This is a genomic window from Mesorhizobium sp. 2RAF45 (genome assembly GCF_052115225.1).
GTDB lineage: Bacteria > Pseudomonadota > Alphaproteobacteria > Rhizobiales > Rhizobiaceae > Mesorhizobium > Mesorhizobium jarvisii.
This window is the reverse complement of the sequence record NZ_JBFRGG010000006.1, coordinates 18,104-44,247: the sequence shown is the minus strand read 5'-3', so window position 1 is coordinate 44,247 and position 26,144 is coordinate 18,104. Positions and strand designations below refer to the sequence as shown.

At 63.4% G+C, this 26,144-nt stretch carries 19 protein-coding genes; 16 read left to right on the top strand and 3 right to left on the bottom strand.

The features are described from left to right. Positions 1–75 precede the first annotated feature (75 nt). Complete coding sequence (locus AB4Z43_RS17795; protein WP_171880399.1) at positions 76–3,261, top strand: efflux RND transporter permease subunit; 3,186 nt, start codon at positions 76–78, stop codon at positions 3,259–3,261. A gap of 15 nt (positions 3,262–3,276) precedes the next feature. Beyond that, positions 3,277–4,431: an efflux RND transporter periplasmic adaptor subunit gene (locus AB4Z43_RS17790; protein WP_019856885.1), complete on the top strand. Its 1,155-nt coding sequence runs from the start codon at positions 3,277–3,279 to the stop codon at positions 4,429–4,431. 38 nt (positions 4,432–4,469) lie between these two features. On the opposite strand, the gene AB4Z43_RS17785 is transcribed toward AB4Z43_RS17790, so the two are convergent. Further along, positions 4,470–5,384, bottom strand: coding sequence for a LysR substrate-binding domain-containing protein (locus tag AB4Z43_RS17785; RefSeq protein ID WP_032920999.1), 915 nt, complete (start codon positions 5,382–5,384; stop codon positions 4,470–4,472). A gap of 101 nt (positions 5,385–5,485) precedes the next feature. On the opposite strand from AB4Z43_RS17785, the gene AB4Z43_RS17780 reads away from it, so the two are divergent. From AB4Z43_RS17780 to AB4Z43_RS17745, 8 genes are all read left to right on the top strand, one after another. After that, the gene (locus AB4Z43_RS17780; RefSeq protein WP_064983197.1) at positions 5,486–6,274 is read left to right on the top strand and encodes a HalD/BesD family halogenase; all 789 of its coding nucleotides are present in this window, start codon (positions 5,486–5,488) and stop codon (positions 6,272–6,274) included. 120 nt (positions 6,275–6,394) lie between these two features. After that, on the top strand, positions 6,395–7,087 hold the full coding sequence (locus AB4Z43_RS17775; RefSeq protein ID WP_441938631.1) for a GntR family transcriptional regulator: 693 nt from the start codon (positions 6,395–6,397) through the stop codon (positions 7,085–7,087). 37 nt (positions 7,088–7,124) lie between these two features. Beyond that, complete coding sequence (locus AB4Z43_RS17770) at positions 7,125–8,228, top strand: mandelate racemase/muconate lactonizing enzyme family protein (RefSeq protein WP_019856881.1); 1,104 nt, start codon at positions 7,125–7,127, stop codon at positions 8,226–8,228. Between the two features lies 1 nt (position 8,229). Beyond that, complete coding sequence (locus AB4Z43_RS17765; protein WP_441938630.1) at positions 8,230–9,414, top strand: mandelate racemase/muconate lactonizing enzyme family protein; 1,185 nt, start codon at positions 8,230–8,232, stop codon at positions 9,412–9,414. 265 nt (positions 9,415–9,679) lie between these two features. Next, on the top strand, positions 9,680–11,344 hold the full coding sequence (locus AB4Z43_RS17760) for an ABC transporter substrate-binding protein (RefSeq protein ID WP_441938629.1): 1,665 nt from the start codon (positions 9,680–9,682) through the stop codon (positions 11,342–11,344). A gap of 71 nt (positions 11,345–11,415) precedes the next feature. Beyond that, complete coding sequence (locus AB4Z43_RS17755; RefSeq protein WP_441938743.1) at positions 11,416–12,369, top strand: ABC transporter permease; 954 nt, start codon at positions 11,416–11,418, stop codon at positions 12,367–12,369. Then, positions 12,366–13,244, top strand: coding sequence for an ABC transporter permease (locus AB4Z43_RS17750; RefSeq protein WP_019856877.1), 879 nt, complete (start codon positions 12,366–12,368; stop codon positions 13,242–13,244). Before AB4Z43_RS17755 ends, AB4Z43_RS17750 begins: the two co-directional genes overlap by 4 nt. Then, complete coding sequence (locus AB4Z43_RS17745; RefSeq protein WP_441938628.1) at positions 13,237–15,279, top strand: ABC transporter ATP-binding protein; 2,043 nt, start codon at positions 13,237–13,239, stop codon at positions 15,277–15,279. Before AB4Z43_RS17750 ends, AB4Z43_RS17745 begins: the two co-directional genes overlap by 8 nt. Positions 15,280–15,404: 125 nt before the next feature. On the opposite strand, the gene AB4Z43_RS17740 is transcribed toward AB4Z43_RS17745, so the two are convergent. Beyond that, entirely contained in the window at positions 15,405–16,325 is a 921-nt protein-coding gene (locus tag AB4Z43_RS17740) for a LysR family transcriptional regulator (RefSeq protein ID WP_202360441.1), read from the bottom strand. 116 nt (positions 16,326–16,441) lie between these two features. Between AB4Z43_RS17740 and AB4Z43_RS17735 the strand changes: the two genes are divergently transcribed. The 6 genes from AB4Z43_RS17735 (at position 16,442) to AB4Z43_RS17710 (ending at position 24,516) form a co-directional block, all read left to right on the top strand. After that, positions 16,442–18,097: an ABC transporter substrate-binding protein gene (locus tag AB4Z43_RS17735; protein ID WP_441938627.1), complete on the top strand. Its 1,656-nt coding sequence runs from the start codon at positions 16,442–16,444 to the stop codon at positions 18,095–18,097. A 246-nt stretch (positions 18,098–18,343) separates the two neighbouring features. After that, positions 18,344–19,141 carry a DUF427 domain-containing protein gene (locus tag AB4Z43_RS17730; protein WP_244748244.1) on the top strand — a complete coding sequence of 266 codons (798 nt, stop codon included), beginning with the start codon at positions 18,344–18,346 and terminating at the stop codon, positions 19,139–19,141. A gap of 88 nt (positions 19,142–19,229) precedes the next feature. Then, positions 19,230–19,994 (top strand): SDR family oxidoreductase, encoded by a 765-nt coding sequence (locus AB4Z43_RS17725; RefSeq protein ID WP_441938626.1) that lies wholly within the window; start codon positions 19,230–19,232, stop codon positions 19,992–19,994. A 421-nt stretch (positions 19,995–20,415) separates the two neighbouring features. Then, positions 20,416–21,390 (top strand): ABC transporter substrate-binding protein, encoded by a 975-nt coding sequence (locus AB4Z43_RS17720; RefSeq protein ID WP_019856871.1) that lies wholly within the window; start codon positions 20,416–20,418, stop codon positions 21,388–21,390. A gap of 76 nt (positions 21,391–21,466) precedes the next feature. Beyond that, positions 21,467–22,540 carry a quaternary amine ABC transporter ATP-binding protein gene (locus AB4Z43_RS17715; RefSeq protein ID WP_441938625.1) on the top strand — a complete coding sequence of 358 codons (1,074 nt, stop codon included), beginning with the start codon at positions 21,467–21,469 and terminating at the stop codon, positions 22,538–22,540. After that, positions 22,537–24,516 (top strand): ABC transporter permease, encoded by a 1,980-nt coding sequence (locus AB4Z43_RS17710; protein ID WP_441938624.1) that lies wholly within the window; start codon positions 22,537–22,539, stop codon positions 24,514–24,516. The genes AB4Z43_RS17715 and AB4Z43_RS17710 overlap by 4 nt, the downstream gene beginning before the upstream one ends. 141 nt (positions 24,517–24,657) lie before the next feature. Here AB4Z43_RS17710 and AB4Z43_RS17705 read toward each other — a convergent pair whose 3' ends face one another. Next, positions 24,658–26,016 carry an NAD(P)-binding domain-containing protein gene (locus tag AB4Z43_RS17705; RefSeq protein ID WP_441938623.1) on the bottom strand — a complete coding sequence of 453 codons (1,359 nt, stop codon included), beginning with the start codon at positions 26,014–26,016 and terminating at the stop codon, positions 24,658–24,660. Positions 26,017–26,144 lie beyond the last annotated feature (128 nt).

Sequence of the window (26,144 nt, the reverse complement as noted above, 5' to 3'; positions counted from 1 at the left end):
AGTCTCCCGTGACGGGCACGGCCAGTTATCCAGAGTTGCCAGCGCCTTCGGGCGGGCAAGAGCAGCCGGCGAGGCATGTGTGTCGTGGTAAACTTCTTCATTCACCGTCCGATCTTCGCCTCGGCGATCGCCATCATCATGGTGCTCGCCGGGACGATTTGTTATTTCCTGCTGCCGGTCTCGCAGTTTCCAGACATCACGCCGCCCCAGGTCGTGGTCAGCGCCCACTATCCGGGCGCCAGCGCGCAAGTCGTGGCCGACACGGTGACGACGCCGCTGGAGCAGCAGATCAACGGCGTGCAGGGCATGACCTACATGTCGTCGACGAGCTCCAATGACGGCTCCTCGACCATCACCATCACCTTCGATGTCGGCTACTCCCTGAGCACCGCCGCCGTCGACGTCCAGAACCGCGTCTCGCAGGCGGCCTCGTCGCTGCCGGCGATCGTCAACCAGGGCGGCGTGACGATCAAGAAGCAGAACCCGAACTTCGTGCTCATCGTCAACCTCACCTCGCCCGACAAGTCGGTCGATCCGGTGGCGCTGTCGAACCTCGCCTACCTGCAGGTTGTCGATCCGCTGAAGCGGCTGCAAGGCGTCGGCGATGTGCAGATCTTCGGCGAGCGGCGCTATTCGATGCGCGTCTGGCTCGATCCGGACAAGCTTGCCAATCTCGGCATCACCGCCGTCGACGTGCAGAATGCCATCTCCGAGCAGAACGTCCAGGTGGCGGCCGGCAAGATCGGCCAGTCGCCGGCGCCCGCCGGCACCGCCTTCGAGATGCAGGTCAACGCTGTCGGCCGCCTGAGCGACCCGAAGGAATTCGGCGACATCGTGGTGCGCGCCAACACCGACACCGGCTCGCTGGTGCGGCTGCGCGACGTCGCGCGCATCGAACTCGGCGCGCTGCAATATTCGTCCTCGGCCTTCTTCGGCAAGGACCCGACCGTGGTGCTCGCGGTCTACCAGATGCCCGGTTCCAACGCGCTCGACCTTCAGCAGCGCGTCAAGGACAAGATGCAGGAACTGTCGGCGCGTTTCCCGAAGGGCGTGTCCTACGCCATGCACTACGACACGACGCGCTTCGTCTCGGCGTCGATGCATGACGTGCTGATCACGCTCGGCGAAGCGCTGGTGCTGGTCGTCGCGGTGGTGTTCATCTTCCTGCAGAGCTGGCGCACGACCATCATCCCGACCATCGCCATTCCGGTGTCGCTGGTGGCGACACTGGTCGTCATGGAGATGCTGGGCTTCTCGCTCAACATGCTCTCCCTGCTCGGCATGGTGCTGGCGATCGGCCTTGTCGTCGACGACGCCATCGTCGTGGTCGAGAATGTTGAACGACAACTCGAGGCCGGGCTGAAACCATTGGCGGCGACCAAGGCCGCCATGGCCGAAGTCACCGGTCCGATCATCGCCACCACCGCCGTGCTGATGGCCGTGTTCGTGCCGGTCGCCTTCATTCCGGGCGTCTCGGGTCGGCTCTACAACCAATTCGCGCTGACGGTGGCGATTTCGGTTGGCATCTCGGCTTTCAATTCGCTGACGCTGAGCCCCGCGCTCAGTGCCGCTTTCCTGCGCCATAGGCATGGGCCACAGTTCTTCCTGTTCCGCTGGTTCAACACCGGCTTCGACAAGCTGTCGCATGCCTACGCCCATGGCGTGCGCTTCCTCATCCGCCTGCGCTGGATCATGCTTGGCCTGTTTGCGGCCGGGCTGGTCGCTACCTATTTCGTCTGGCAGAAGCTGCCCTCGACCTTCCTTCCGGTCGAGGACCAGGGCTATTTCTTCGTCGTCATCCAGTTGCCCGACGGTGCCTCGCTCGAGCGCACCGACGCGGTGGCCCAGAAGGCGCGCGACATCCTGCAGGCGACGCCCGGTGTCGACATTGTCGGCTCGATCAGCGGCCTGAACTTCCTGACCAGTGCGGCGCAGTCGAACTCGGCGGTCGAGTTCGCCATCCTCAAGCCATGGGAAGAGCGTGGCCCCGACCAGAGCGCGTCGAAACTCGTCGCCGATGTGCGCGGCAAGCTGATGCAGATTCCGGAAGCTTTCGCGCTCTCCTTCGATCCGCCTTCGATCCCGGGTATCGGCACGACCGGTGGCTTCGAATTCGTCGTCGAGGATCTCACCGGTCGCGGCAGCACGGCCCTCAATGACGCGACGCAAGCCGTGATCGCCGAGGCGCGCAAGCAGCCGGAAATCAATCCGCAGCAGCTGTTCTCGCCGTTCTCGACCTCGACGCCGCAATTCAACTACGACCTCGACCGCAGCAAGGCCAAGCTTCTCGGCCTCAACCTGCCCGATGTCTTCAACACGCTGCAGATCTATCTCGGCTCGCTCTACGTGAACGACTTCAACCTGTTCGGCCGCACCTTCCGGGTGACCATCCAGGCCGACAAGGATGCACGTGCGGGCGCCGCCGACATATCGAGGCTCTATGTGCGCAATGCCTCGGGCGGCATGGTGCCGCTCTCGACGCTGGGCAAGCTGGTGCCGTTCGTCGGGCCGGAAACCGTGCCGCACTACAACAACAACGCCTCGGCCTCGATCAATGGCGGTGCCGCGCCGGGCTTCTCCTCGGGCCAGGCTGTCGCTGCCATGGAACGGGCGGCTGCCACCGCGCTCCCCAGGGATTTCGGTTTCGAATGGACCGGCATCACCTTCCAGGAACTCAAGGCGGGATCGATCGCGTCCGTCGTCTTCGGCCTCGCCATCGTCTTCGTCTTCCTGATCCTGGCGGCGCAGTATGAGAGCTGGGCGATGCCGTTCATGGTGCTGCTGGCGGTGCCATTGGCCTTGTTCGGCGCCTTCGCGGCCCTGTCGGTGCGCGGCATGCAGATCGACGTCTACTCGCAGATCGGCTTCGTCATGCTGATCGGCCTGGCGGCCAAGAACGCGATTCTGATTGTCGAGTTCGCCAGGCGGCGACGCGAGGAGGGCCTCAGCATCGTCGAGGCGGCGATGGAAGCCGCGCGGCTGAGGCTGCGGCCGATCCTGATGACGGCCTTCGCCTTCATACTTGGCGTGCTGCCACTGATGTTCGCCACTGGCGCCGGTGCCGCAAGCCGCCAGTCGATCGGCACCACGGTGTTTGGCGGCATGGTCGCCGCGACCATCCTGTCGCTGGTGTTCGTGCCGGTCTTCTACGCGGTCATCGAACAGTTGCGGGAGCGCCGCGAAAGCGGCGAACCCGCCTCCAAGCATACTGAACCAACTGCCGAACCCGCCTTCCCTCCCCTGGCGGAAGCGGCCGAATAAGATTGGAGAAATATTATGCGTAAATGGAAAATTGCTTTGGGAGCGGCTGTCGCGCTGGGCGCGATCTCCGTGGCGAGCGTCCACCTGCTCGATATGGGAAATCTCAGGCTGAGCACCGGCACGGCCGGTGCGGCAACGCCCGCTCCGGCGGCATTCGTCATGCCGGTGCCGGTGGCGAGCGTGGTCAAGAAGACGATCCCGATCTATCTGGACTATGCCGCCCGCATCGAGCCTATCCGCAGCATCACGCTGCAGGCGCGCGTGCCCGGCTATTTGCAGGAACAGACGGCGCAGGACGGCGCGGATGTGCGGCAAGGCGACGTTCTCTACAGGATCTCGCCCGACGACTTCCAGGCCGCGCTCGACCAGGCGAAAGCCCAGGTCCAGCGCGATACGGCGACGCTCGACTATGCGCGGTCCAATCTCGGCCGCGGCACCGAGCTTGCCAAGAGCGGTTACCTAGACAAGGACAGCTTCGACCAGCGCACCAGCACCTTGCGCGAAGCGCAGGCGTCGCTGGCGCTCAACCAGGCGGCCGTGCGCACGGCGGAGCTCAATCTGAGCTACGCCGAGATCCATGCTCCGTTCCCCGGGCGCCTGGGCCGCAACCAGGCTTCGGTCGGAACGCTGGTCAGCGTCGCCGGCACGGTGCTCAACACGCTGGTGCAACTCGACCCGATCTATGTCACCTTCAATCCGAGCGAGACGGATCTGGCCGAGATCGAGCAGGCCCGCGCGGCCGGCCCGGTCGATGTCGAAGTCCTGCTGCCGGGTCAGACCGAGACCAGCCAGACGGGCGAACTCACCTTCATCGACAACACGGTCGATCACTCGACCGGCACCATCACCGCGCGTGCCACCATCGGCAATGCGAAGTTCACGCTCATGCCTGGCCAGTACGTCCGCGTGCGGCTGCATATCAGGCAACAGCCGGACGCGCTGATGGTGCCGCAGACGGCGCTGGGTTCGAGCCAGCTCGGCAAATATCTCTACGTCGTCGGCAAGGGCAACACGGTCGACCAGCGGCTGGTCTCGCTCGGGCCGACCAGCGGCGACCTTGTAGCTATCTTGAGCGGCGTCTCGGAAGGCGACCAGGTGATCACAGGCAATCTGCAGAAGATCGGACCCGGAATGCCGATCTCGCCACTGCCACAGAAACCGGCTACCTGACACCCCCGCAGGCCCGGTTTCCGCGCGGCGCCCTCGACCTACCCACGGGTCGTGGGCGCCGTATTCACAAGCAGGCCGACAAGAGCGGCCACATCGGCACGGTCGGCCTTGGCCGGCGGCATGAAGGCGCAATAGGGGTTACCGAGGCGCACCGAGACCGATGACAGCGCGATCAGGCGCCCGGCCTCCAGATCGGCCTGCGCCATCACACGCTGGCCGAGCGCAATGCCCAGACCCAACCTCGCCGAGGCGATCGCCAGGCTGGACAGGCCGACGCGCCGGCCATGCGACGGGTCGGGCGAGCGGCCGCCTCCACATGCCGCGAACCAGTCCGCCCAGCTTGGGTGCGAGGCATAGTTCGGCCCCCAATTGGTGTGGATGAACAGGCTCTCATGCAGGTCCGTGAGCCCCGGATCGCCATTGCCGTGCCGGTGCCAGAATTCCGGCGCGCAGACCGGTAGCACATCGTCATGGACGAGGCGCACCATCCTCAGGCCGGGATAGTGATAATCGCCATAGGAGATGCGCAGGTCGACATTCTGGCGTACCAGATCGATCGGATCGTCTTCGGCCCGCACATCGATCGCCATATGCGGGAAGGCCTCGAGAAGAGCGGCCAGCCTCGGCGCCAGCCACAGCTCTGCCAGCGAGAACGGCACGCTCACGACAAGCCGTGTCCTCAAGCCGCCTTCCAGCATGCGCTGGGCGATGGCGGCAATGTCACCCAATGCTCGCGCGGTCTGCGGGTAGATGGCGTGACCGGCGTCTGTCAGGGTGATGCGGTTGCCAGTGCGTACGAACAGCTGCTTGCCGAACCATGTTTCGAGATTGCGGATCTGCTGGCTGACCGCCGCCGAGGATACGCCGAGCTCGCTCGCGGCCAAAGTGAAGCTGCCGGCGCGGGCCGCGACCTCGAAGGCCTTGATCGCGTTCAGTGGCGGCAGTTTTTCCATGCCAATCTCCATAAGTTTTTCTTGCTCATTCCTAATAATTTTCGCCGTTGAGAGAAAGAATTTTTTGCGATCTTCTGTGCCCAACCGATGGAGCACGCGACATGAAAGACATTCTCGATCTCGACCGTTATCCGCTCGACCGCGAAGGCAGCGCCGAATGGAAGCGCCTCGTCGAACAGTCGATCGAAGCCCTCCGGACCGACGGCATGTTCAATCTCGAAGGTTTTCTGCGGCCCGGCGTCGCCGAACAGGCGGTGCGGGAAATCAAGCCGGTGATGGACACGCAGTCCCATGTCCACAAGCGCATGCACAACATCTACTTCAAGCCCAGCATTCCCGAGCTCGCACCCGACCACCCCGCTTTGCGCAAGGTCGAAACCATCAGTCACACTGTGTGCGCCGACCAGATTCCGGACAGCACCGTGCTTGCCATCTACGAATACGAGCCGCTCGTGCATTTCCTGGCGGCGACAATGGGCAAGGAAAAACTGCATGTCATGCAGGATCCGCTGGCCCGCACCAATGTCATGGCCTATCGCGCCGGCGAGGCGCTGAACTGGCATTTCGACCGCTCGGAATTCACCACGACGCTGCTTTTGCAGCAATCGCAACGTGGCGGCGACCTCGAATACCGCACCGATCTCAGATCGGATGACGACCCGAATTATGAGGGCGTCGCCAGGCTGCTCGAAGGCCGTGATCCCGACGCCAAGATCCTGCGCATGAAGCCGGGTACGCTCAATGTGTTCCGCGGCAAGAACACCGCGCACCGCGTCACCACGGTCGAAGGCGAGCGCGAACGCATGATCGCGGTGTTCTCCTACTACGAGAAACCAGGCGTGATGTTCAGCGCCGAGGAGCGGGTCGGCTTCTACGGCCGCGCGGCCTGAGCCGCCCAAACCGCGTCCGTATCGGAAATGCCGGGCGACGATGAAAAATCCGAAATGCCATCTTGTTAGATTGTCGACAATCTGATTGTCTTGCCCACTGTACTCGCTGGAGTGGGCCGGATGGTGACGACGGATTTCAGCCCGATTGCCGATACGACGCGTCGCGCCGAAATCGTCGCGCTCCTGCGGCGCGCCATCCTGACCGGGCAACTGCAACCTGGCCAGAAGCTCAACGAGCTCAGAATCTCCGAACAGATGCGGGTCAGCCGCGCGCCATTGCGCGAGGCGATGCGCGAGTTGGTGCAGGAAGGCATCCTGACCAGCATTCCATATGCTGGCACCTTCGTCATCGACGTCACCGCCAAGGACATCGACGATGCCTATTCGCTCAACCAGGTGCTGGATGAGTTCGCCATCGAACGAACATGGCCCCTGCGCGACCAGCGTTTCTTCGATGAACTTGACCGGCGCCACGAAGCGGTGAAGCAGGCGACACGCAACCTCGAAACCACAAGGCAGATCGAAACCGCGCTGCAACTGCACGGACTGATCTATGAATGGGCCGACAATTCAGTGCTTCTGGAAACCTGGCAACGACTGACCAGCCGGCTTCAGATGTATTTCGCGCTGCACCAGCATGCGCGCAACGAGCCGGTGCCGGCCGAAGACGTCCATGAGATCTACGTGCAACTGATGAAGGGCGCCGATATGCGCGCTGCCCAGCGTCATGCACGCGAACATATCAATCTCGACTTCGAGCAGTTGCTCTCCTATGCGCGCAGCCTCGAACAGCGTCCGTCAAAGGGCGCCTGACCAATTCCCAGACATCGCAGCCAGCGGACAGACAGAAGTGCAGATCAAATCCATCAAAGCCTACCATGTCGTGCAGCCCTTCGTGGACGGCCCCTACCGCATGTCCAAGGGGCGCCAGGCCGACGCCTTTGACGCGGTGATCGTCGCCATCACCGCCGACAGCGGCCTGACCGGCTGGGGTGAAATGGCGCCGCTCGGCAATTTCTACTCGGCCGCGTTTCCAGCAGGAACACGCGCGGGCGTGCCGGAAATCGCGCCGCATCTCATCGGCCACGATCCGCGCGGCCTCGCCAGCATCGGCCGGCTTATGGACACGGTGTTCAAGGGCCATCCCTACATCAAGTCGGCGCTCGACATGGCCTGCTGGGATCTCGCCGCGCGCGCCGCCGACGTGCCGCTGGTGACCATGCTAGGCGGCCGCGAGAGCGACATGGCGGAGACCTACCGGGTCGTCACCCACGGCACGCTCGATCAGATGGCGGCACTGGCAAAAAGGATCATCGCGGAGGGCTGTCGGCGTTTGCAGGTCAAGGTCGGCGGCAATGTGCACGACGACATCGAGCGGGTGACGACGGTCGCCTCGGCCGTGCCGAAAGGTACGGTGATTTTCTGCGACGCCAATGCCGGCTGGACACCCTATCAGGCACGGCAGTTCGCCGATGCCACGCGCGGCATCGACTACACGTTCGAGCAGCCCTGCACGACGATCGAGGAGAACATGTCGGTGCGCCGCATGCTCGACAAGCCGATGGTGCTCGACGAATCCGTCACCTCGCTGGAAGCGATGCTGGAGATTCACCGCCTGGGCGCGGCCGACGGGTTGACGCTGAAGATCTCGCGGTTGGGCGGTGTGACCAAGACCCGGCAGATTCGCGACGTTGCCGTCGACCTCGGCTTCATGATCACTGTCGAAGACACAGGCGGCGCCGAGATCGACACGGCAGCGATGGCGCATCTGTCGCTGTCGACGCCGGAGGAGCGCCGGCTGCATGCCATTGCCTTCCATCAATGGGTGACGGTGCGCACGGCCTTCAACGCCCCGCCGGTCACCGGCAGCCATATGGGCGTTCCAGACGGACCCGGCCTCGGCATCGACGTGGACCCGAGCCTGCTCGGCAAGCCTTTCTTCGAGATCGGCTGAGATGAAAATCCGCGGTATCACGGCAACGCCGATCAATCTTCGTCTCGAAGCGCCCTATGGCTGGGTGTTCGGCGAGCTCGACGGGTTTTCGCAGACCATTGTCGAGGTCGAGACCGAGGAAGGGCTGATCGGCCTCGGCGAGGCGCCGACGCCAGCGGCGGCCGCGATCATCAACGATGTTCTGGCCGCGCGCCTGGCGGGCCGCGATGCCTTCGACATCGCCGGCGCCGAGCATGTCTGCCTGCCCTACTGGACCGGCGTGCAGTCGATCAACGACCGCACCCGCATCATGGCCTTCGGCGCAATCGAGATGGCGCTGTGGGACCTGCGCGGCAAGGCGTGGAAGCAGCCGCTCTATCAGCTGCTCGGCGGCGCCGTGCGCAAGGATATCCCGTTCACCGACTATTTTTCGCTGCGCGGCCATGGACCCAAGGTGAAGGGCGAGACGACGCCGGAAGAAGTCGCCGACTATTGCGTCGAGCTGCACGAGACGCATGGCACGACCTTCTTCGAAGGCAAATTCTCGACCGAAGACCCGAAAGTCTCGCTCAGAATGGTCGAGCTGATCCGTGAAAAACTCGGCGACGAGGCGATGATCCGCATCGATTCCAACCAGGCCTATTCGCTGGCGACGGCGCGGCGGCTGGCGCGGCCGCTGGAAGAGCTCGGCGTGCGCAACTGGGAGGATCCGGTGGCGACGATCGAGGAGATGCGCCAGTTGCGGCAGCATTGCTCGATCCCGTTCTCGACCCACAACATCGACATTGCGCGCGCCATGGACCTCAAGGTTCCGGATGCCTTCGTCGGCAATCCGACGGCGCATGGCGGCATCGGCCGCCTCACGCGTTTCGTCGGCGCCTGCGAGCACGCCGGCGTCGATTTCTGGTGCTACAGCGGCGACAGTGGCATCGGCAGCGCGGCCTATCTGCATCTGTGCGCGGCGCTTGGCTGGATCCGGGAGCCGAACCAGTCGCTGTTTCGCATGCAGCCCATGGACATTACCGAGGAAGGGCCGTTTTCGCCGAGGAACAATGTCGTGCGCGTCCCGGAAGGCCCCGGTCTCGGCGTCACCTTATCGCGGAAAAACCTCACGGCCTGCCATCGCGATTTCGTCGAGAACGGCCCGTGCAACAAATATCATGACCCGGCGAAGCCCGGAACATATCGCCGCCTGCCGCTGAACTAGGAGACCGAGAAGGAAAGGAGACTAGCCAACACAAGGGTCGGCCGCGGCAATTTGGATCGCCACGGCAGGGCCTGACGGGTGAAAGCATGGCCTCAAGAAAATCTGAACCCTGCGCCGCCAGGATCGGATGGACCAGAAAAGACAGCATGCTACAGTCCCGGTCGACCGACTTCGTTGATGACCGGGACAAGGAGAACTCCACGGAATTTCGTCAACTGGAAGTGCATTCTTCAGCCATAAGAAACAAGGGGAAAGGGTTAAACCCATGAGCAAGAACTACCGCATTCTCGACCTGATCCGTCGCAATCGCTCGCCGCTCGAAAACCATCTCATCGACGGTCTCGTCGACGGCCGTGTCAGCCGCCGCGACTTCATTCGCCACGGCAGTCTGCTCGGCCTGTCGCTGCCGCTTCTGGGCGGCATCACCACCGCTGCCGGCCTTAGTGGCATACCGTCGCTCGCCCGCGCCCAGGGCGCGCCCGGCGCGACCATCCGTGTCGGCAGCAGCGTGCCGGCGGCAACCATCGACCCGGTCACCATCGCCGATGCCGGCGGCCTGCTGATCATGCAGCAGGTTGCCGAATTCCTCTGCGTCGACGGCCCCGACCTGGTGCTCAAGCCGGCACTGGCCGAAAGCTGGAAGCCTAACGACAACGGCACGGTGTGGACCTTCAAGCTGCGCAAGGGCGTCAAATTCCACTCAGGCGGCGAGATGAAGGCCGACGACGTCGTAGCCAGCATCGACCGCCTCGCCGACCCGGCAAACTCGTCCAACGCGTTGTCGGTGTTCACCGGCATTCTGCAGAAGGGCGCCACCAAGAAGGTCGACGACTACACGGTGGAATTCCATCTCGACGCCCCGAACGGCAACTTCCCCTACATGGTGTCGTCCGACAACTACAACGCCGTCATCATCCCGGCGAGCTACAAGGGCGACTACGAGAAAAGCTTCGACGGCACCGGGCCGTTCAAGATCGAAAAATACACGGCCAAGGTCGGCGCCTCCTTCGTCCGCAACGAGGACTATTGGGGCGAAAAGGCTCTGCCGGAGCGCACCGAGTTCACCTTCTTCGCCGACATGCAGCCGCAGATCCTGGCGCTGCAGGGCGGACAGATCGACATCATCAACCAGATGCCGGTGCTCGCGGGCGTCGCCCTGCTCAATGATCCGAGCGTCGACATCATCAGCCTGAAGTCGGTCGCGCACCAGCAACTGCATCTGCGCTGCGATTCCGATCCGTTCAAGGACCCGCGCGTGCGCCGCGCCATCGCGCTCAGCCTCGATCGCGACAAGCTGGTCGCCGGCCTGATGAAGGGCCGCGCTTCGGCCGGCAATGACAGCCCGTTCGCGCCTGCCTATCCTTCGACCGATACCAGCGTGCCGCAGCGCAAGCAGGACATCGCGCAGGCCAAGCAGCTGATGGAAGCGGCCGGCGCCGGCAAGGGTTTCAAGGTGACCCTGACCACCGAGCGCTACCTGGAAATACCGGAATACGCCCAGCTCATCCAGAACTGGGTCAAGGAGATCGGCATCGAGCTCGAGCTCAACATCCTCGACCAGGGCGCGTATTACGGCGACGCCGTATTCGGCAAATCGAACTGGCTGGATTCGGTGATGGGCATCACCGACTACGGCCACCGCGGCGTGCCGAACGTGTACCTTGCAGCACCGCTGAAGAGCGACGGCACCTGGAACGCCGCGCACTTCAAGAACAAGGACTATGACACGCTGGCGACCAGCTATATCGCCGCGCTCGATCTCGAAGCGCAGAAGGCGACGGCGGGCAAGATCCAGAACCTGCTGCTCGAGGAAACGCCCGTCATCTTCGGCTACTTCTACGACTACCTGACGGCGACGGCGAAGGGCGTGGCCGGCGTGCAGCCGACCGCCATGTCGCAGCTGTTCCTCGAAAAGGCATCGAAGGCCTAAAACGAAAGGGAAAGCCAATCCTCTAACAGCCAGCTCCCGCGTGGGGGCTGGCTCCACAAGGAGTCTTAGCCATTCTCTCCTTCTTTTCACGGCGTGTGTCGCTGTCGCTGGTTACATTGTTCCTGCTCAGCATCATGGTGTTCCTGGGCGGCCAGGTGCTGCCCGGCAATGTCGGGCGCGCGATCCTGGGGCCGTTTGCCGACCAGCGCGCTGTCGACGCGCTCAATCACACGCTGGGCGTCGATCGGCCGCTGCTCACCCAATATGCGACCTGGATCTGGAATTTCATCCGCGGCGACATGGGCACATCCTACATCTTCCGCTCGCCGGTGGCGCCGTTCGTCATCGATGCCTTGGGCAATTCGATGAAGCTGGCCGCGGTCGCCTTCGTGCTGGTGGTGCCGATCGGCATCCTCGGCGGCGTCGTGGCCGCGCTCAACCTTAACCGCCCGCTCGACCGTATCATCAGCCTGGGCGGCCTGTCGGTGACGGTGTTGCCGGAATTCGTCACCGGCATCATCCTGATCCTGATCTTCGGCGTCTGGCTGCGCTGGCTGCCGATATCGGCGGCATGGCCGAAGAACGCCGGCTTCTTCACCCAGCTCTACTATCTGATCCTGCCGTCTCTGCCGCTGTTCCTGGTGCTGTTCGGCTATATAGCGCGCATGGCGCGCTCCGGCATGATCGAAGCGCTCGATTCCGACTATACGCGAACGGCGGTGCTCAAGGGCCTGCCCTGGCGCACGGTGATCTGGCGCCATGTGCTGCGCAATGCGCTGCTGCCGACCATCACCGTCATCGCCACCCAGACCGGCTATCTCATCGGCGGCCTGGTGGTGATCGAGACGCTGTTCCGCTACCAGGGCATCGGCTCGCTGATCTTCACCGCCGCGCGCGGCAAGGATTTCCCGATGCTGGAATCCGGTATCCTCACCATCGGCATCGTCTATGCCGTGGCGACATTGATCGCCGACTTCCTCTATTCCGTACTCAATCCGCGTATCCGGCTGGGGTCAGACCAATGAGCGCCGTCCAGACCACCTCCCCTCCGCAAGACGATACGCGCCGGCGCAGCCCCATGGCGGAAGTCTTTTTCTCGCTCATGCGCTCGCGGACCTTCCTTGTCGGTCTCTTAATCGTGCTGTTCTGGGTCGCCTGCGCACTGTTCGGCGAGCACTTCGCACCCTACGACCCGCTTGCCGACGACATCATCAATGCGTTGGCGCCGCCCTCGTCCGAACACTGGTTCGGTACCGACCAGATCGGCCGCGACGTCTTCTCGCGCGTCATCGTCGGCTCGCGCGACATCCTCACCGTCGCCCCGCTGGCAACCTTGCTGGCGACGGTCGCCGGCACGGCACTCGGCCTGCTCACCGGCTATTTCCGCGGTATCGTCGACGATGTCGTCAGCCGCATCCTGGAAGCCTTCATGGCCATCCCCGTGGTCATTGTCGCGCTGCTCGCGATCGTCGCGCTCGGCACCTCCAAGGCCACCGTCATCGTCGTCATCGGCCTGAGCTTCGCGCCGATCATCGCCCGCACCGTGCGCTCGGCGGTGCTGGCCGAGCGCGAACTCGATTATGTCGCCGCCGCGCAGCTCAGGCACGAGAGCGCCTTCCACACGATGTTCGTCGAGATCCTGCCCAACGTCATCCCGCCGATCCTGGTCGAGACCACCGTGCGGCTGGGCTACGCCATCTTCGCGGTCGCCACGCTCTCCTTCATGGGCTTCGGCATCCAGCCGCCCTCACCCGACTGGGGGCTGTCGATCTCCAGCAACTACGGCATGATCGGCGGCGGCTTCTGGTGGACAGTGCTGTTCGACGCGCTCGCCATCGCCTCGCTGGTGATCGGTGTCAACCTTGTGGCCGACGGCGTGCATGGAGCGCTCAATGACTAGTTCCGCAAAGGCTGAAAACGCCCTCGAACTGCACGACCTGTCGGTCGCCTACCGGGTCGCCGGGCGCAACCGCGCCGTGCTGCGCAATCTCAGCCTCAACATCAGGCAAGGCGAGGCCTATGGGCTGGTCGGCGAATCCGGCTGCGGCAAATCCACCGTGGCGCTCACCGTCGTGCGCTATCTGCCAAGGAACGGCTCGATATCGGGCGGCGCGATCTCGCTCGACGGCCAGGACGTCATGAAGCTCGATGCCGAGGCCTTGCGGCGGGCGCGCGCCGAAAGCGTCTCGATGGTCTATCAGGATCCCGGCAAGGCGCTGAACCCGTCGATTCGCATCGGCCGGCAACTGACCGAGATCTTCGAGCTCGGCGGCATCACGGGACAGGCGGCGACCGATCGCGCCATCGCCATGCTCAACCGCGTGCGCATCTCCGATCCGCCAAGCGTCATGCAGCGCTATCCGCACCAGCTCTCCGGCGGCATGCAGCAGCGCGTGGCGATCGCCATGGCGCTGGCCAACGATCCCTCGATGCTGATCCTCGACGAGCCGACCACCGGCCTTGATGCGACGGTCGAAGCCGAGGTGCTCGACCTCATTGCGCAGCTCAGGCAAGAGCTCTCGGCCTCGATCCTGTTCATCAGCCACAACCTCGCCGTCGTCTCCAACATGTGCGACCGCGTCGGCGTGCTCTATGCCGGCATGCTGGTGGAAGAAGGGCCGACGGATGTCGTCTTCAACGATCCGCGCCATCCCTATACGGTCGCGCTGCTGCGCTGCCTGCCACGCGGCGGCCAGCGCAAGGACCAGGGCCGGCTCGACACCATTCCGGGCTTCCTGCCCGGCATAGGTGCCGACATCAAGGGCTGTGCCTTTGCCGACCGCTGTGCGCTCGCCGACAATCGCTGCCGCACCGAATTGCCGCCGCTCTATGATTTGAGCGACGAGCGCGGCAAGCGCCTGTCGCGCTGCTTCCATCACGACAAGGCGCAGGCTCTGCCGCGCGCCACACCGAGCGATGTTGCGACAGCGCCCAAGCCGACAACCGCGCCGGTGCTGCGCGTTGCCGGACTGAACAAGACCTATGCCAGCCACGGCCATCCCTTGCGCGCCGTCAAGGATGTCTCGCTTGATCTGCGGCCCGGCGAGACGCTGGGGCTGGTCGGCGAATCCGGCAGCGGCAAGACCACCTTCGCCAGGCTGCTGCTCGGCCTTGTGCCGCCCGATGACGGCGGCACCATCGAACTCGAGGGCAAGGCGCTGGCGCCGAAGCTGGAGAACCGTGGCGACGACCAGGTCAAGGCGATGCAGATCGTCTTCCAGAACCCGGACTCCGCGCTTAACCGCTCGCATTCGATCCGCCACATTCTCGGCCGCGCCTTGAAGCGGCTGGCCGGCCTCTCCGGCAAGGCGCAGGAGGCACGCCTCGACGATCTCGTCCGCTCGGTGCGCCTGACCGACCGGCATCTCGCCGTCAAGCCGCGCCAGCTGTCAGGCGGCCTGAAGCAGCGCGTCGCCATTGCGCGCGCCTTTGCCGGCGATCCGCGCATCGTCGTCTGCGACGAGCCGACCTCGGCGCTCGACGTCTCGGTCCAGGCGGCGATCCTCAACCTGCTCGCCGACCTGCAATCGAAGGAAGATGTCAGCTACATCTTCATCTCGCACGACCTTGGGGTGGTGCGTTACCTCTCCGACAAGATCGCCGTGCTCTATCTCGGCCGCATCATGGAGATCGGACCTTCGGAGGAAGTCTTCTCCGGTCCGCATCATCCCTATACCGAGGCATTGCTGTCGGCTGTGCCGAAGCTCGACCAGACCGAGACGGCGCGCATCCGGCTCGACGGCGAAATCCCCAGCGCCACCAACCCGCCCCCGGGCTGCGTCTTCAACACACGCTGCCCGCGCAAGATCGGCCCGATCTGCGAGCAGCAGGAGCCGCCGCTGGCCGAAGCGCAGCCCGGCCATTCCATCCGCTGCCATATCCCCTACCCGGAACTTGCCAGGCTGCAGAAGGCCGCCGTGATTGAACCGGCATAGCAGGATATTGCCGGCCGGCTACCTCAGGCCGGCCATGCCTAGAGCAATTCCAGGAAAAGTGTGAAACGGTTTTCCCGGGAAAAGCGCGTAGCGCTTTCCCTAGGGAATTGCGTCAAAACAAGGAGTTAGAGCAGTTCATCGTTTCCGCGAAATGTGAACTGCTCTAAGGAACGGTCGCCTTCCGAAAAACCCTGTTCGCTGGTCCAGTCCCTGGCCAGCGAGCGCAAGCCCGTCAGGGCGACATCCAGAACATCCGACGAGACGGGATTCGATGGATAAGCGAGATAGATCGGCCGCTGGAACACCGGCGTGTTGTCCATACGCCGCATCTCGCCGCGCTCGATGTGAGTGCTGACGGCGCTGAGCGGCAGATAGGCGGCCGCTTGCCGCGACAGCACATGCTGCAGGCCGATGAAGACCAGGCCAGCCGAGATGGCTGGCTTCACCATGCCGGCAAAGGCGCGGTCATGCTCGATGCGGAATTCGAGCCCCCAATCCATCAGTATGTAGTTTTCGGTCCATGGCTTGGTCTGCGCCGCATGCTGGACGAGCACGACCTGATCGACGGCCAGCGTCTCATAGACGATGCCGGGATGCGGGCGCGGCAGATAGAGGATGCAGATGTCGAGCAGGCCTTCCGCCAGCTGGTCGATCGCCAGATCCGGGAAACTGCCCTCGAGGCGCAGCGCCACGTTCGGCCGCCTGGCGCGCATCCACTCGACCCATGGCGAAGTGATCCGGTCCCACAGGTAGGCGGGAGCGGTCAGCCGCAGCAGGCTGTCATAGCCATCGGGAACGGCGATATCCTGCCTCGATTGCTCCCAGGTGCGGGTGATGGACGAGGCGTGCGGCAGGAATTGCCGGCCGGCGGGCGTCAGCTTGACGCCGTCGCGGTCGCGCACGAAAAGCCGGCGCCCCAACTGCTCCTCCAGCCCCCTGATCCGCGCGCTGACGGTCGACTGCGCGAGATTGAGCCGGCTGGCCGCCACGGTGAAGCTGCCATGTTCGGCGACCTCCAGGAAACTGCGCAGGTTCTCTGTATCCATGGCTTAGACCTTGCATCGAAGATTTCGATGGACCCTATCAAAAAATATCGCTTTCCGGTCGCGGTCAACAATGACCTAAATGGCTGGTCCCTCAAGGGCAAGCGAGGAATGCAGCCATGCCAAGGCATTTCATGACGATCGACGCCGCTCGCAAAAACCTGACGGCAATCGAAAATTCCGCTGTCGACGAATTGCTGGCCGGCAGGCTCGACCGCCGCGATTTCCTGCGCCATGGCAGCGTGCTCGGCCTTTCCCTGCCGTTCCTGGCCAGCCTTGTCGCGGCCGCCGGCCTCGGCACCCCGAAGGCCCGCGCCGAGGGCAAGCCCGGCGGCACGGTGCGCGCCGGCGTGGCGACGCCTGGCGGCGCCATCGATCCCGTCACCTATTATGACAGCGGCAGCTACCAGCTGGTTTTCCAGACCGCCGAATTCCTGTGCATCACGCAGCCGGATCTCACCCTGAAGCCGGTGCTGGCGGAAAGCTGGTCGCCGAACGCGGATGGCAGTGTCTGGACCTTCAAGCTGCGCAAGGGCGTGAAGTTCCACAATGGCGAGGATTTTAAAGCCGACGACGTGGTGGCGACCTTCGATCGCCTCGCCGATCCCAACGGCGCCTCGAACGCGCTTTCGGTGTTCAAGGGTCTGCTGTCGAAGGGCGGCACGCAGAAAGTCGACGACCACACTGTCGCCTTCCATCTCGATGCGCCGAACGGCAGCTTTCCCTATTCGGTGTCGATCGACAATTACAACGCCGTCATCCTGCCGGCGAGCTACAAGGGCGATTACGAAAAGACCTTTGAGGGCACCGGACCGTTCCGGCTGGAGAGCTACACGCCGAAGGTCGGCGCGACCTTCGTGCGCAACGAGGACTATTGGGGCGAGAAGGCGCTGCCCGACCGGCTCGAATTCAAATTCTACGGCGACGTGCAGCCGCGCATCCTGGCGCTGCAGGCCGGCGAGGTCGACGTCCTCGACGCCGTGCCGCTCGATGTCAGCCAGGTGGTGGTCAACAGCCCCGACATCACGGTGCTGCGTGTCGCCTCGACCGCGCACCGCCAGCTGCACATGCGCTGCGACACCGGTCCCTTCACCGACAAGCGCGTGCGCCAGGCACTGGCGCTCAGCATCGACCGCTCCAAGCTGGTCGACGGCCTGTGCCGCGGCATGGCGGCGACGGGCAATGACAGCCCGTTCGCGCCGGCCTTTCCCGCCACCGACAAGACGGTGCCGCAGCGTGTCCAGGACATCGCCAAGGCCAAGCAGCTCATGGAGGCGGCCGGCCTCGCCAGCGGCTTCGACATCACGCTGACGACGCTGCGCTATTCCGACATTCCAGGCTACGCGCAGCTGTTCCAGAATTTCGCCAAGGAGATCGGCGCCCGCATCGCGCTCAACATCGAGGACCAGGACAAATATTACGGCAAGGCGGTGTTCGGCCAGTCGGATTGGCTGGACAGCCCTCTCGGCATCACCGACTACGCGCACCGCAGCGTGCCCAATGTGTTCCTCAAGAGCCCGCTGGTCAGCGACGGCCCGTGGAACGCGGCGCATTTCAAGAACACTGCCTATGACGGCATGGTCACTTCCTACCTCAAGGCGCTCGATATCGGCGCACAGCGCGCGGCGGCCTCCGACATCCAGAAGCTGCTGCTCGACGAGACACCGGTCATTTTCAGCTATTTTCCGGACCTGCTGGTGCCGGTGCGCAAGAATGTCAGCGGCCTGCCGCCGATCGCAGCCGGTCTGCTGCTCGATCGTGTGTCGCTGGGATAGAGGCTGGATTGGACAATTCTGCTTTCGGGCGGTGAGGCTATCCGCTGGCAAGGCTGCGAAAAGCGATGGGGGGCCATCGTTCGAGCGGCTCGATGCAACGGAAACCCGCCGCCCGGAAACCTTCTCTGGCACCATGGCTCAATCCAGGTTCATCTCGCTGTGCGCCAACGCTCGATGACAAAAGACAAGAAACGGGAGACTACCATTCGCAAGCCTCATTTGCGCGGTCGCGGACCGCATTTCCCCTTGCTCGACAGTATCGTGCAGTACGAGTTCGAGCCGGGCTATGTCGCCTTCACCATGCCGATGCAGAAGCGGCTGCGCGTGCAGGTGGGATCGATGATCGTCGCCGATACGACCAAGGCGCTGGTGCTCTACGAATCCGATCATCTGCCAGTTTACTACTTTCCGATGAGCGACGTGCGCGAGGAGTTCCTGCTGCCGAGCAGGACGACGACAGAAAGCCCGTTCAAGGGCGTCGCCACGCATTATTCGCTGAACACCGGCATCACGCTGGTCGAGGATGCCGCCTGGCGTTATCTGGATCCGGTCAAGGGATCGCCTGACCTATCGGACTACATGTCCTTCTATTGGCCCAAGATGACGCACTGGTACGAGGAAGACGAAGAGATCTTCGTCCACGCCCGCGACCCGTTCCGCCGGGTCGACTGCCTGCCCTCCTCGCGGCGGGTGCAGGTCATTCTCGACGGCGAACAGGTCGCCGATTCACGCCGTGGCATATTTCTGTTCGAAACCGGCCATCCGGTGCGCCACTATCTGCCGATCTCGGACACGCGGCTCGATATGTTCGCGCCCAGCCGCTACATTTCGCGCTGCCCCTACAAGGGCATCTCCAACTACTATCACGTGACGACGCCCAAGAAGCGGCACGAGAATCTCGTCTGGTACTATCCCGAGCCGGTGCATGAGGCCGAGCGCATCAAGGGACTGGTCTGCTTCCACCACGAACTGGTCGACAAGATCCTGGTCGACGGCGTCGAGATCCCGAAAGAGGCGACGGCGGCATCGGACGGTTATTTCTAGGCATCGCCGCCCCTTGCCGGCTTGCGCATTGAGCGCTTGATCGAAACATGGCCCAGCGCATACCTTCCCTGAAACGGGAGGGCTATCGATGGATCTTTTCAAGCTGGATGGCGATGTCGCGCTGGTCACCGGTGCCGGCAGCGGCATTGGCCAGGCAATCGCAATTGGATTGGCCGAGGCAGGAGCCGACGTCGCGTGTTTCGGTCATGCGTCGAAAGGTGGGCTTGAGGAGACCGCGCACCAAGTCACGGCACTTGGCCGCAGGGCTTTGGTGCTGACCGGCACGGTCGCTTCGGCGAGCGATCTGGCGGCGGCAATCGATCGCGTCGAGGCCGAACTCGGTGCATTGACCGTTGCCGTCAACAATGCCGGCATCGCCGGTTCGGAACCGGCCGAGACCTTGTCGCTCGAGACATGGCAGAAGGTGCACGAGGTCAACGTCGCCGGCGTGTTCCTGTCCTGCCAGGCCGAAGCCCGCAAGATGCTGGCGCGCCGCAAAGGCTCGATCATCAACATCGCCACGATGTCCGGCACTATAGTCAATCGCGGATTGACGCAGGCGCACTACAACTCCTCGAAAGCCGCCGTCATCCACATGTCCAAGAGCCTTGCCATGGAGTGGGCTGATCGCGGATTGCGCGTCAATGTCGTCAGCCCAGGCTATACGCTGACACCGATGAACAAGCGGCCGGAGGTGGCGGAGGAGATCAAGATCTTCAAGCGCGACACGCCGATGGGGCGCATGGCCGCGCCGGAGGAAATGGTCGGGCCGACGGTGTTCCTGGCCAGCCGCGCGTCGAGCTTCGTCACCGGCCTCGACCTGATCGTCGATGGCGGCTACGTCTGCTGGTAGGGCCACATCTCGCCGAACTTCGCCTGCAGTCTGAATTTGTGCATCTGCGAAGCGTTAGTCGTTGCGCGAGATGAACGTTGGTATATATAATTTCATCCTATGAAAGGGCTTGGCGAGATGGGGCTTGCCATGCCGACAGCCGAGATCATGGGACCTTGATGGCTTGCACCTTGCCGGGCGCCGCAAGACTGGCAATTGATCCGCAGATGATCGCTCCACCAGCGGTCTGTCGGCAGCCATGACGCGGACGGCATATTCCATCATCACGAGAATTGAGCACCATCTTGCCTGCGCTGGCCAAGGCCAGGGCGACAATTTTGGCGCCGACGGACTTGCGCAGCGAACCGCCTTTCCAACACAATCAAGAAAAGCCGCAAGAAGGGAACGACCGATAACCGTCACAGCTTGAAGGAGAACAAGCATGTCATTTCGCAGTCGAGTTTCAAAACTATCGATGGGCGCCGTTGCGCTCGCAACGCTGAGTCTGCTGACACCTTCCGCCCAGGCCGCCGCACCGGAATCCAACGACCCGATCAAGATCGCGCTGTTCGACTGGACCAGCGTCAATCTCAACGCCAAGATCCTCGGCGGCATCCTGGAAAAGCTCGGCTATACCGTTGAATACCCGACCGCCGACTACCTCTCCAGCCTGACCACCGGCCTCACCAATGGCGACCTCGATGTCGGCCTGGAGTTCTGGGACACGACAGCCGGCGAGGCGATGAAGGCCTCCGATGCGACCGGCCAGACCGAGCGGCTGGGCAAGCTCGGCCCGAAGGCCAAGGAAGAGTGGTGGTTTCCTGAATACATGAAGGAGAAATGCCCAACCTTGCCAGACTGGCATGCCTTGCTCGACGCCACATGCGCGGCTTCGTTCTCGACGGCGGAGACCGCACCAAAGGGGCGCTATCTCGGCGGCCCAGTGACCTGGGAAGGCTTTGACGACGAGCGCGTCGCGGCACTGAAACTGCCCTTCACCGTCATCCATGCCGGCACCGATGCGGCGATGTTCGCCGAACTCGATTCCGCCTATCAGCGCAAGGCGCCGATCATGCTGTGGATCTATTCGCCGCACTGGGCGCCGGCCAAGTACAAGGGCGAATGGGTGCAGTTCCCCGAATACACGCCTGAATGCTACAACGATCCGAAATGGGGCGTGAACCCCGACGCCAAATATGATTGCGGCAAGCCGCATGGCGAGATCTGGAAATATGCCTGGAACGGCATGAAGGACAAATGGCCGGTCGCCTACAAGGTGGCCAAGGCCTTCACGATCGATACCGACGAGCTCAACAAGATGAGCGGAGAGATCGACCTTGACGGCAAGAAGCCGGAAGATGTCGCCGCCGCCTGGATCGCCGCCCACGAGGCAGACTGGAAAGCCTGGGCGCAGTGATCGTTCCGACTGGAAAGCGAGACCCGGCCGTTGATCGGCCGGGTCCCAAGTCTTGATGTTCCAGAAGGACGATTGGATGACGACTGAACAGGGATCGACCCAACCAGGCACCAACGATCGCCCGGTAAAACTTGCCTGCCGCAATGTCTGGAAGCTGTTCGGGTCGAACGCGGCCAGTTTCATCCGCGAGCGCGACGGCAAGGCCAGCATGGCCGATGTCAATGCTGCCGGACTGGTCGGCGCCGTGCGCGCCGTCGATCTCGAAATTCGCCAGGGCGAGATCTTCATCATCATGGGCCTGTCGGGCTCCGGCAAATCGACGCTGGTGCGCTGCATGTCGCGGCTGGTCGAGCCGAGCCATGGCAAGATCGAATTCGAGGGCAAGGACCTGCTCAAGATTTCCGATGCGGCGCTTATCGAATTGCGCCGCCACCGCATGGGCATGGTGTTCCAGAATTTCGCGCTGCTGCCGCATCTCAATGTGCTCGACAACATCGCCTTTCCGCTCAGCATCCAGGGGCAGGACCGGGCAACGCGCGAGGCGCGCGCCCGCGAGGTCATCGAGCTGGTCGGCTTGCGCGGCCGCGAGCATTTCTACCCACGCGAATTGTCCGGCGGCCAGCAGCAGCGCGTCGGCATAGCCCGCAGCCTGGCGACCAAACCGGAGATCTGGTTCCTCGACGAGCCGTTCTCCGCGCTCGATCCGCTGATCCGGCGCGAAATGCAGGACGAGCTGATGCGGCTGCAGACCATGCTGCACAAGACCATCGTCTTCATCACCCATGATTTCGACGAGGCGATCAGGCTGGCCGACCGTATCGCCATCATGAAGGACGGCGAGGTCATCCAGATCGGCACGCCGGAGGAACTGGTGGTCAATCCGGCGACCGACTATGTCGCAGAGTTTACCCGCGACGTCGACCGCGCCAAGGTGATTTCGGCGCGCAGCCTGATGCGGACTTGCGATGGTTCGGAGCATGGCGGCACGGTTTCGCCTGATGCCAAGATCGCCAGTTTCTCGGCCAGCATCGTCTCGGCCGGCAAGCCGTTCGCGGTGATCAACGGCACCGGCAAGCCGATCGGCGAAGTGACGCCGCAAGCGGTCATCGATCTGCTGGCCGGCATCGAGCACGCGAGAGCCGGCGCATGACGGTGGCGGCAAGCGCCAGCGAGGCCAGGCCGCCACTTCAGCGGTGGCTGCTCGTCTGGGCGGCGGCCCTTGCCGCTGTGCTGTTGGTGTTCCTGCTGCAGGACAGTGTCCCCTGGGCTGTCAACTATCCGGCCAGCGCCGTCGTACCGGTCGCCGACTGGGTGAGCTCGCTGATGGGCTGGATCAAGTCGAACCTGTCCTGGCTGACGCGCTCGATCACCGCGGTGCTCGGCGTGCCGCTCGATTTCGCGCTCAATCTCTTGGCCAAGAATTTCAAGATCGGCCATGGCGCGGACGCCTATGTCCTGCCGCGCCTCTCCTGGGTTGGCGTCTGCGCCGTCGCCTTCATCGCCGGACATGCCGCAGGCGGTCGGAAACTCAGCCTGCTGGTCGGCGGCTGCTTCCTCTACATCGCGCTGTTCGGCCAATGGACCAGCGCCATGCTGACGCTGGCGCTGATCTCCATCGCCGTGCCGTTCTGCATCGTCACTGGCCTGTTCGCCGGCATCTGGGCCTGGCGCAAGCCTTGGGCGGAAAGGCTCATCGTCTCCCCTGCCCTCGACCTGATGCAGACGATCCCGACCTTCGCATATCTCATCCCGATGCTGCTCCTGTTCGGCAACAGCCCGGTATCGGCGATGATCGCCACCGCCATCTTCGCCACGCCGCCGATGGTGCGGGCGACGATGCTCGGCCTCACCCGCGTGCCGCTGGAGATCGGCGAATTCAGCGACATGGCCGGCTGCACGGCGCGGCAGAAACTGTGGCGGGTGCTGTTGCCCTCGGCGCGGCCGACGCTGATGGTCGGCGTCAACCAGGTCATCATGCTGGCGCTCAACATGGTGATCATCGCCTCGATGATCGGCGCCGGCGGCCTCGGCTACGACGTGCTTCTGGCGCTGCGCGCGCTGAAGGTTGGCGAGGCGATGGAGGCTGGTCTCGCCATCGTGGCGCTGGCGATCGCACTCGACCGGCTGAGCCAGGCCATAGCCCACAAGCAGGCGAAGGGCCATGTTCATCAGGCGGCGAACCCGAGCTTCTGGCGACGCCATCCCAATCTGTCGCTGGCCATCGCCATCCTTTCCGTCACCACGCTGCTCGGCCTGTTCGTCCCGGCTTTCGCGGCGGTGCCGAAGGCGATCACCTTCACCACCGCGCCGCTGTGGAAGGCGGCGGTGAACTGGGTGACGATCAACTTCTTCGATGCGATCGAAGCCTTTCGCGTGGCGCTGATCCTCAACGTGCTCAACCCGGTGCGCGCCTTCTGCGAAGGCTTTCCGTGGCTGGGCGCGGTGTTCCTGCTCGGCCTTGCCGGCTATCAGCTCTCGGGCCTGCGCCTGGCGGCCCTGGTCGCCGCGCTGACCGCTTTCTGCGCCGTCACCGGACTGTGGGAAAAGACCATGGCCACCGTCTATCTCTGCGGCATCTCGGCCTTCATCGCATGCCTGATCGGCATCCCGGTCGGGCTGATGGCCGCGCGCAGCGACCGCTTCGAGAAGATCGTCACGCCCATCATCGACACGCTGCAGGTACTGCCGTCCTTCTGCTTCATCATCCCGGTGGTGATGCTGTTCAGAGTCGGCGACGTGACCGCCATGATTGCAACGATAGCCTTCGCCGTGGTGCCGGCGATCCGCTACACCAATCACGGCATAAGACAGGTGCCGCCGGCTCTGATCGAGGCGGCCAAGGTGTCGGGCTGCACGCCGCGCCAGACCTTCTTTCGCGTGCAATTGCCGCTGGCGCTTCCCGAGATCATGCTCGGCGTCAACCAGACCATCCTGATGGCGCTGGCGATGATCATCATCTGCGCCATGGTCGGCACGCGCGACCTCGGGCAGGAGGTGTTCATCGCGCTGTCCAAAGCCGATTCCGGCCGCGGCATTGTCGCGGGCCTGGCAATCGCCTTCATCGGCATCGTCGCCGACCGGCTGTTCAACGCCTGGACGGCGAAGGCGCGGGCAAGGCTGGGTTAGAGCAATTCCAGGAAAGTGTGAGCGGTTTTCCGTCCGGAATTTCTTCAAAAACAAAGCGCTAGAGCCGCTCACCGTTTCCGTTAAACGGTGAGCGGTGAGCGGTGAGCGGTGAGCGGCTCTAGGTTGGAAGATGCGCCGCGGCTACTCCGCCGCGACGCCCTTCACCTCGAGATAGCTCTCCATGGAATCGTCCAGCGCCTGCAGCCAGGGCGTATGGTGCAGCGGCGCCATGGTGCCGGTCATCAGCGAACGGTAGGCGTGGTCGCGGAAGCCCATAATGTCTTCCGCCTTGTGGCGTTCCCATTCCATGAAAGTCTGGTTGACCGCCTCGACATCGAAGCCGGGATAGTCGGTCTGGTCCATCAATTCCTTGGTATAATCGCCCTGGAACCAGATCATCTGCTCGGCGTCTTCCAGCGTTTCCTCGCGGGCGCGCCATTTGGCGCTGTGCTCGGCCATCGCCTCGACTGACGGCAGCTTGATGCGGCCCATGATCACATCGCGGGCGAACCAGGCCTGCGCGTCGAACATGTTGAAGGTGTAGAACTGGTCCTGCATGCCGATATAGAACAGCTTCGGATTCTTTTCCCACACCACGCCTTCATAGAGATCGAGCGGCCACATGCGGTTGGCGGTCTTGAGCTTGAGGTCGTCGGTGAGGAAGGGGAAGGAATGGAGGTAGCCGGTGCACAGGATGATGGCGTCGACGTCCTTGGTCGAACCGTCCTTGAAGTGGGCTGTCTTGCCGACGACCTTCTGCAGCAGCGGCACCTCCTTCCAATTCTCCGGCCATTTGAAGCCCATCGGCTTGGAGCGATAGCTGGAGGTGATGGATTTGGCGCCGTATTTGTAGCATTGGGAACCGATGTCCTCGGCCGAATAGGAGCGGCCGATGATCAATATGTCCTTACCCTTGAATTCCATCGCGTCGCGGAAATCATGGCTGTGCAGAATGCGGCCGTTGAAGGTGGCAAAGCCCTCGAAATAGGGAACGTTGGGGACGGAGAAATGGCCTGAGGCGACGACGACGTTGTCGAACTCTTCGGAATAGGTGACGTCGTTGGCGCGGTCATGCGCGGTGACGGTGAATTTCTTGGTCTCGTCCGAGAAGGTCACCATGCGCACCGGGCTGTTGAAGCGCACCCATTTGCGCAGGCCCGATTTTTCGACGCGGCCCTTGATGTAGTCCCACAAAACGGCGCGCGGCGGATAGGAGCCGATCGGCCGGCCGAAATGCTCCTCGAACGTATAGTCGGCGAACTCCAGGCATTCCTTCGGCCCGTTCGACCAGAGGTAGCGGTACATCGAGCCATGCACGGGATCGCCATGCTCGTCGAGGCCGGTGCGCCAGGTATAGTTCCACAGGCCGCCCCAGTCCGACTGCTTTTCGAAGCAAACGATTTCAGGGATGTCGGCGCCCTTGTCCTCAGCCGACTTGAAGGCCCTGAGCTGTGCCAGGCCGGACGGTCCGGCGCCGATGACGGCAACACGCGTTTTCATTTCAAGGGCCTCCTCATTTTTTGATTTCCCCAGCGAAACAAATTTCACTGACAGTGACACTAATTGGCCCTTCGGTGCTGTCAACTGACATCTGCGGGAACAGCGTTTGCCCGCAAAGGATTCCTGGC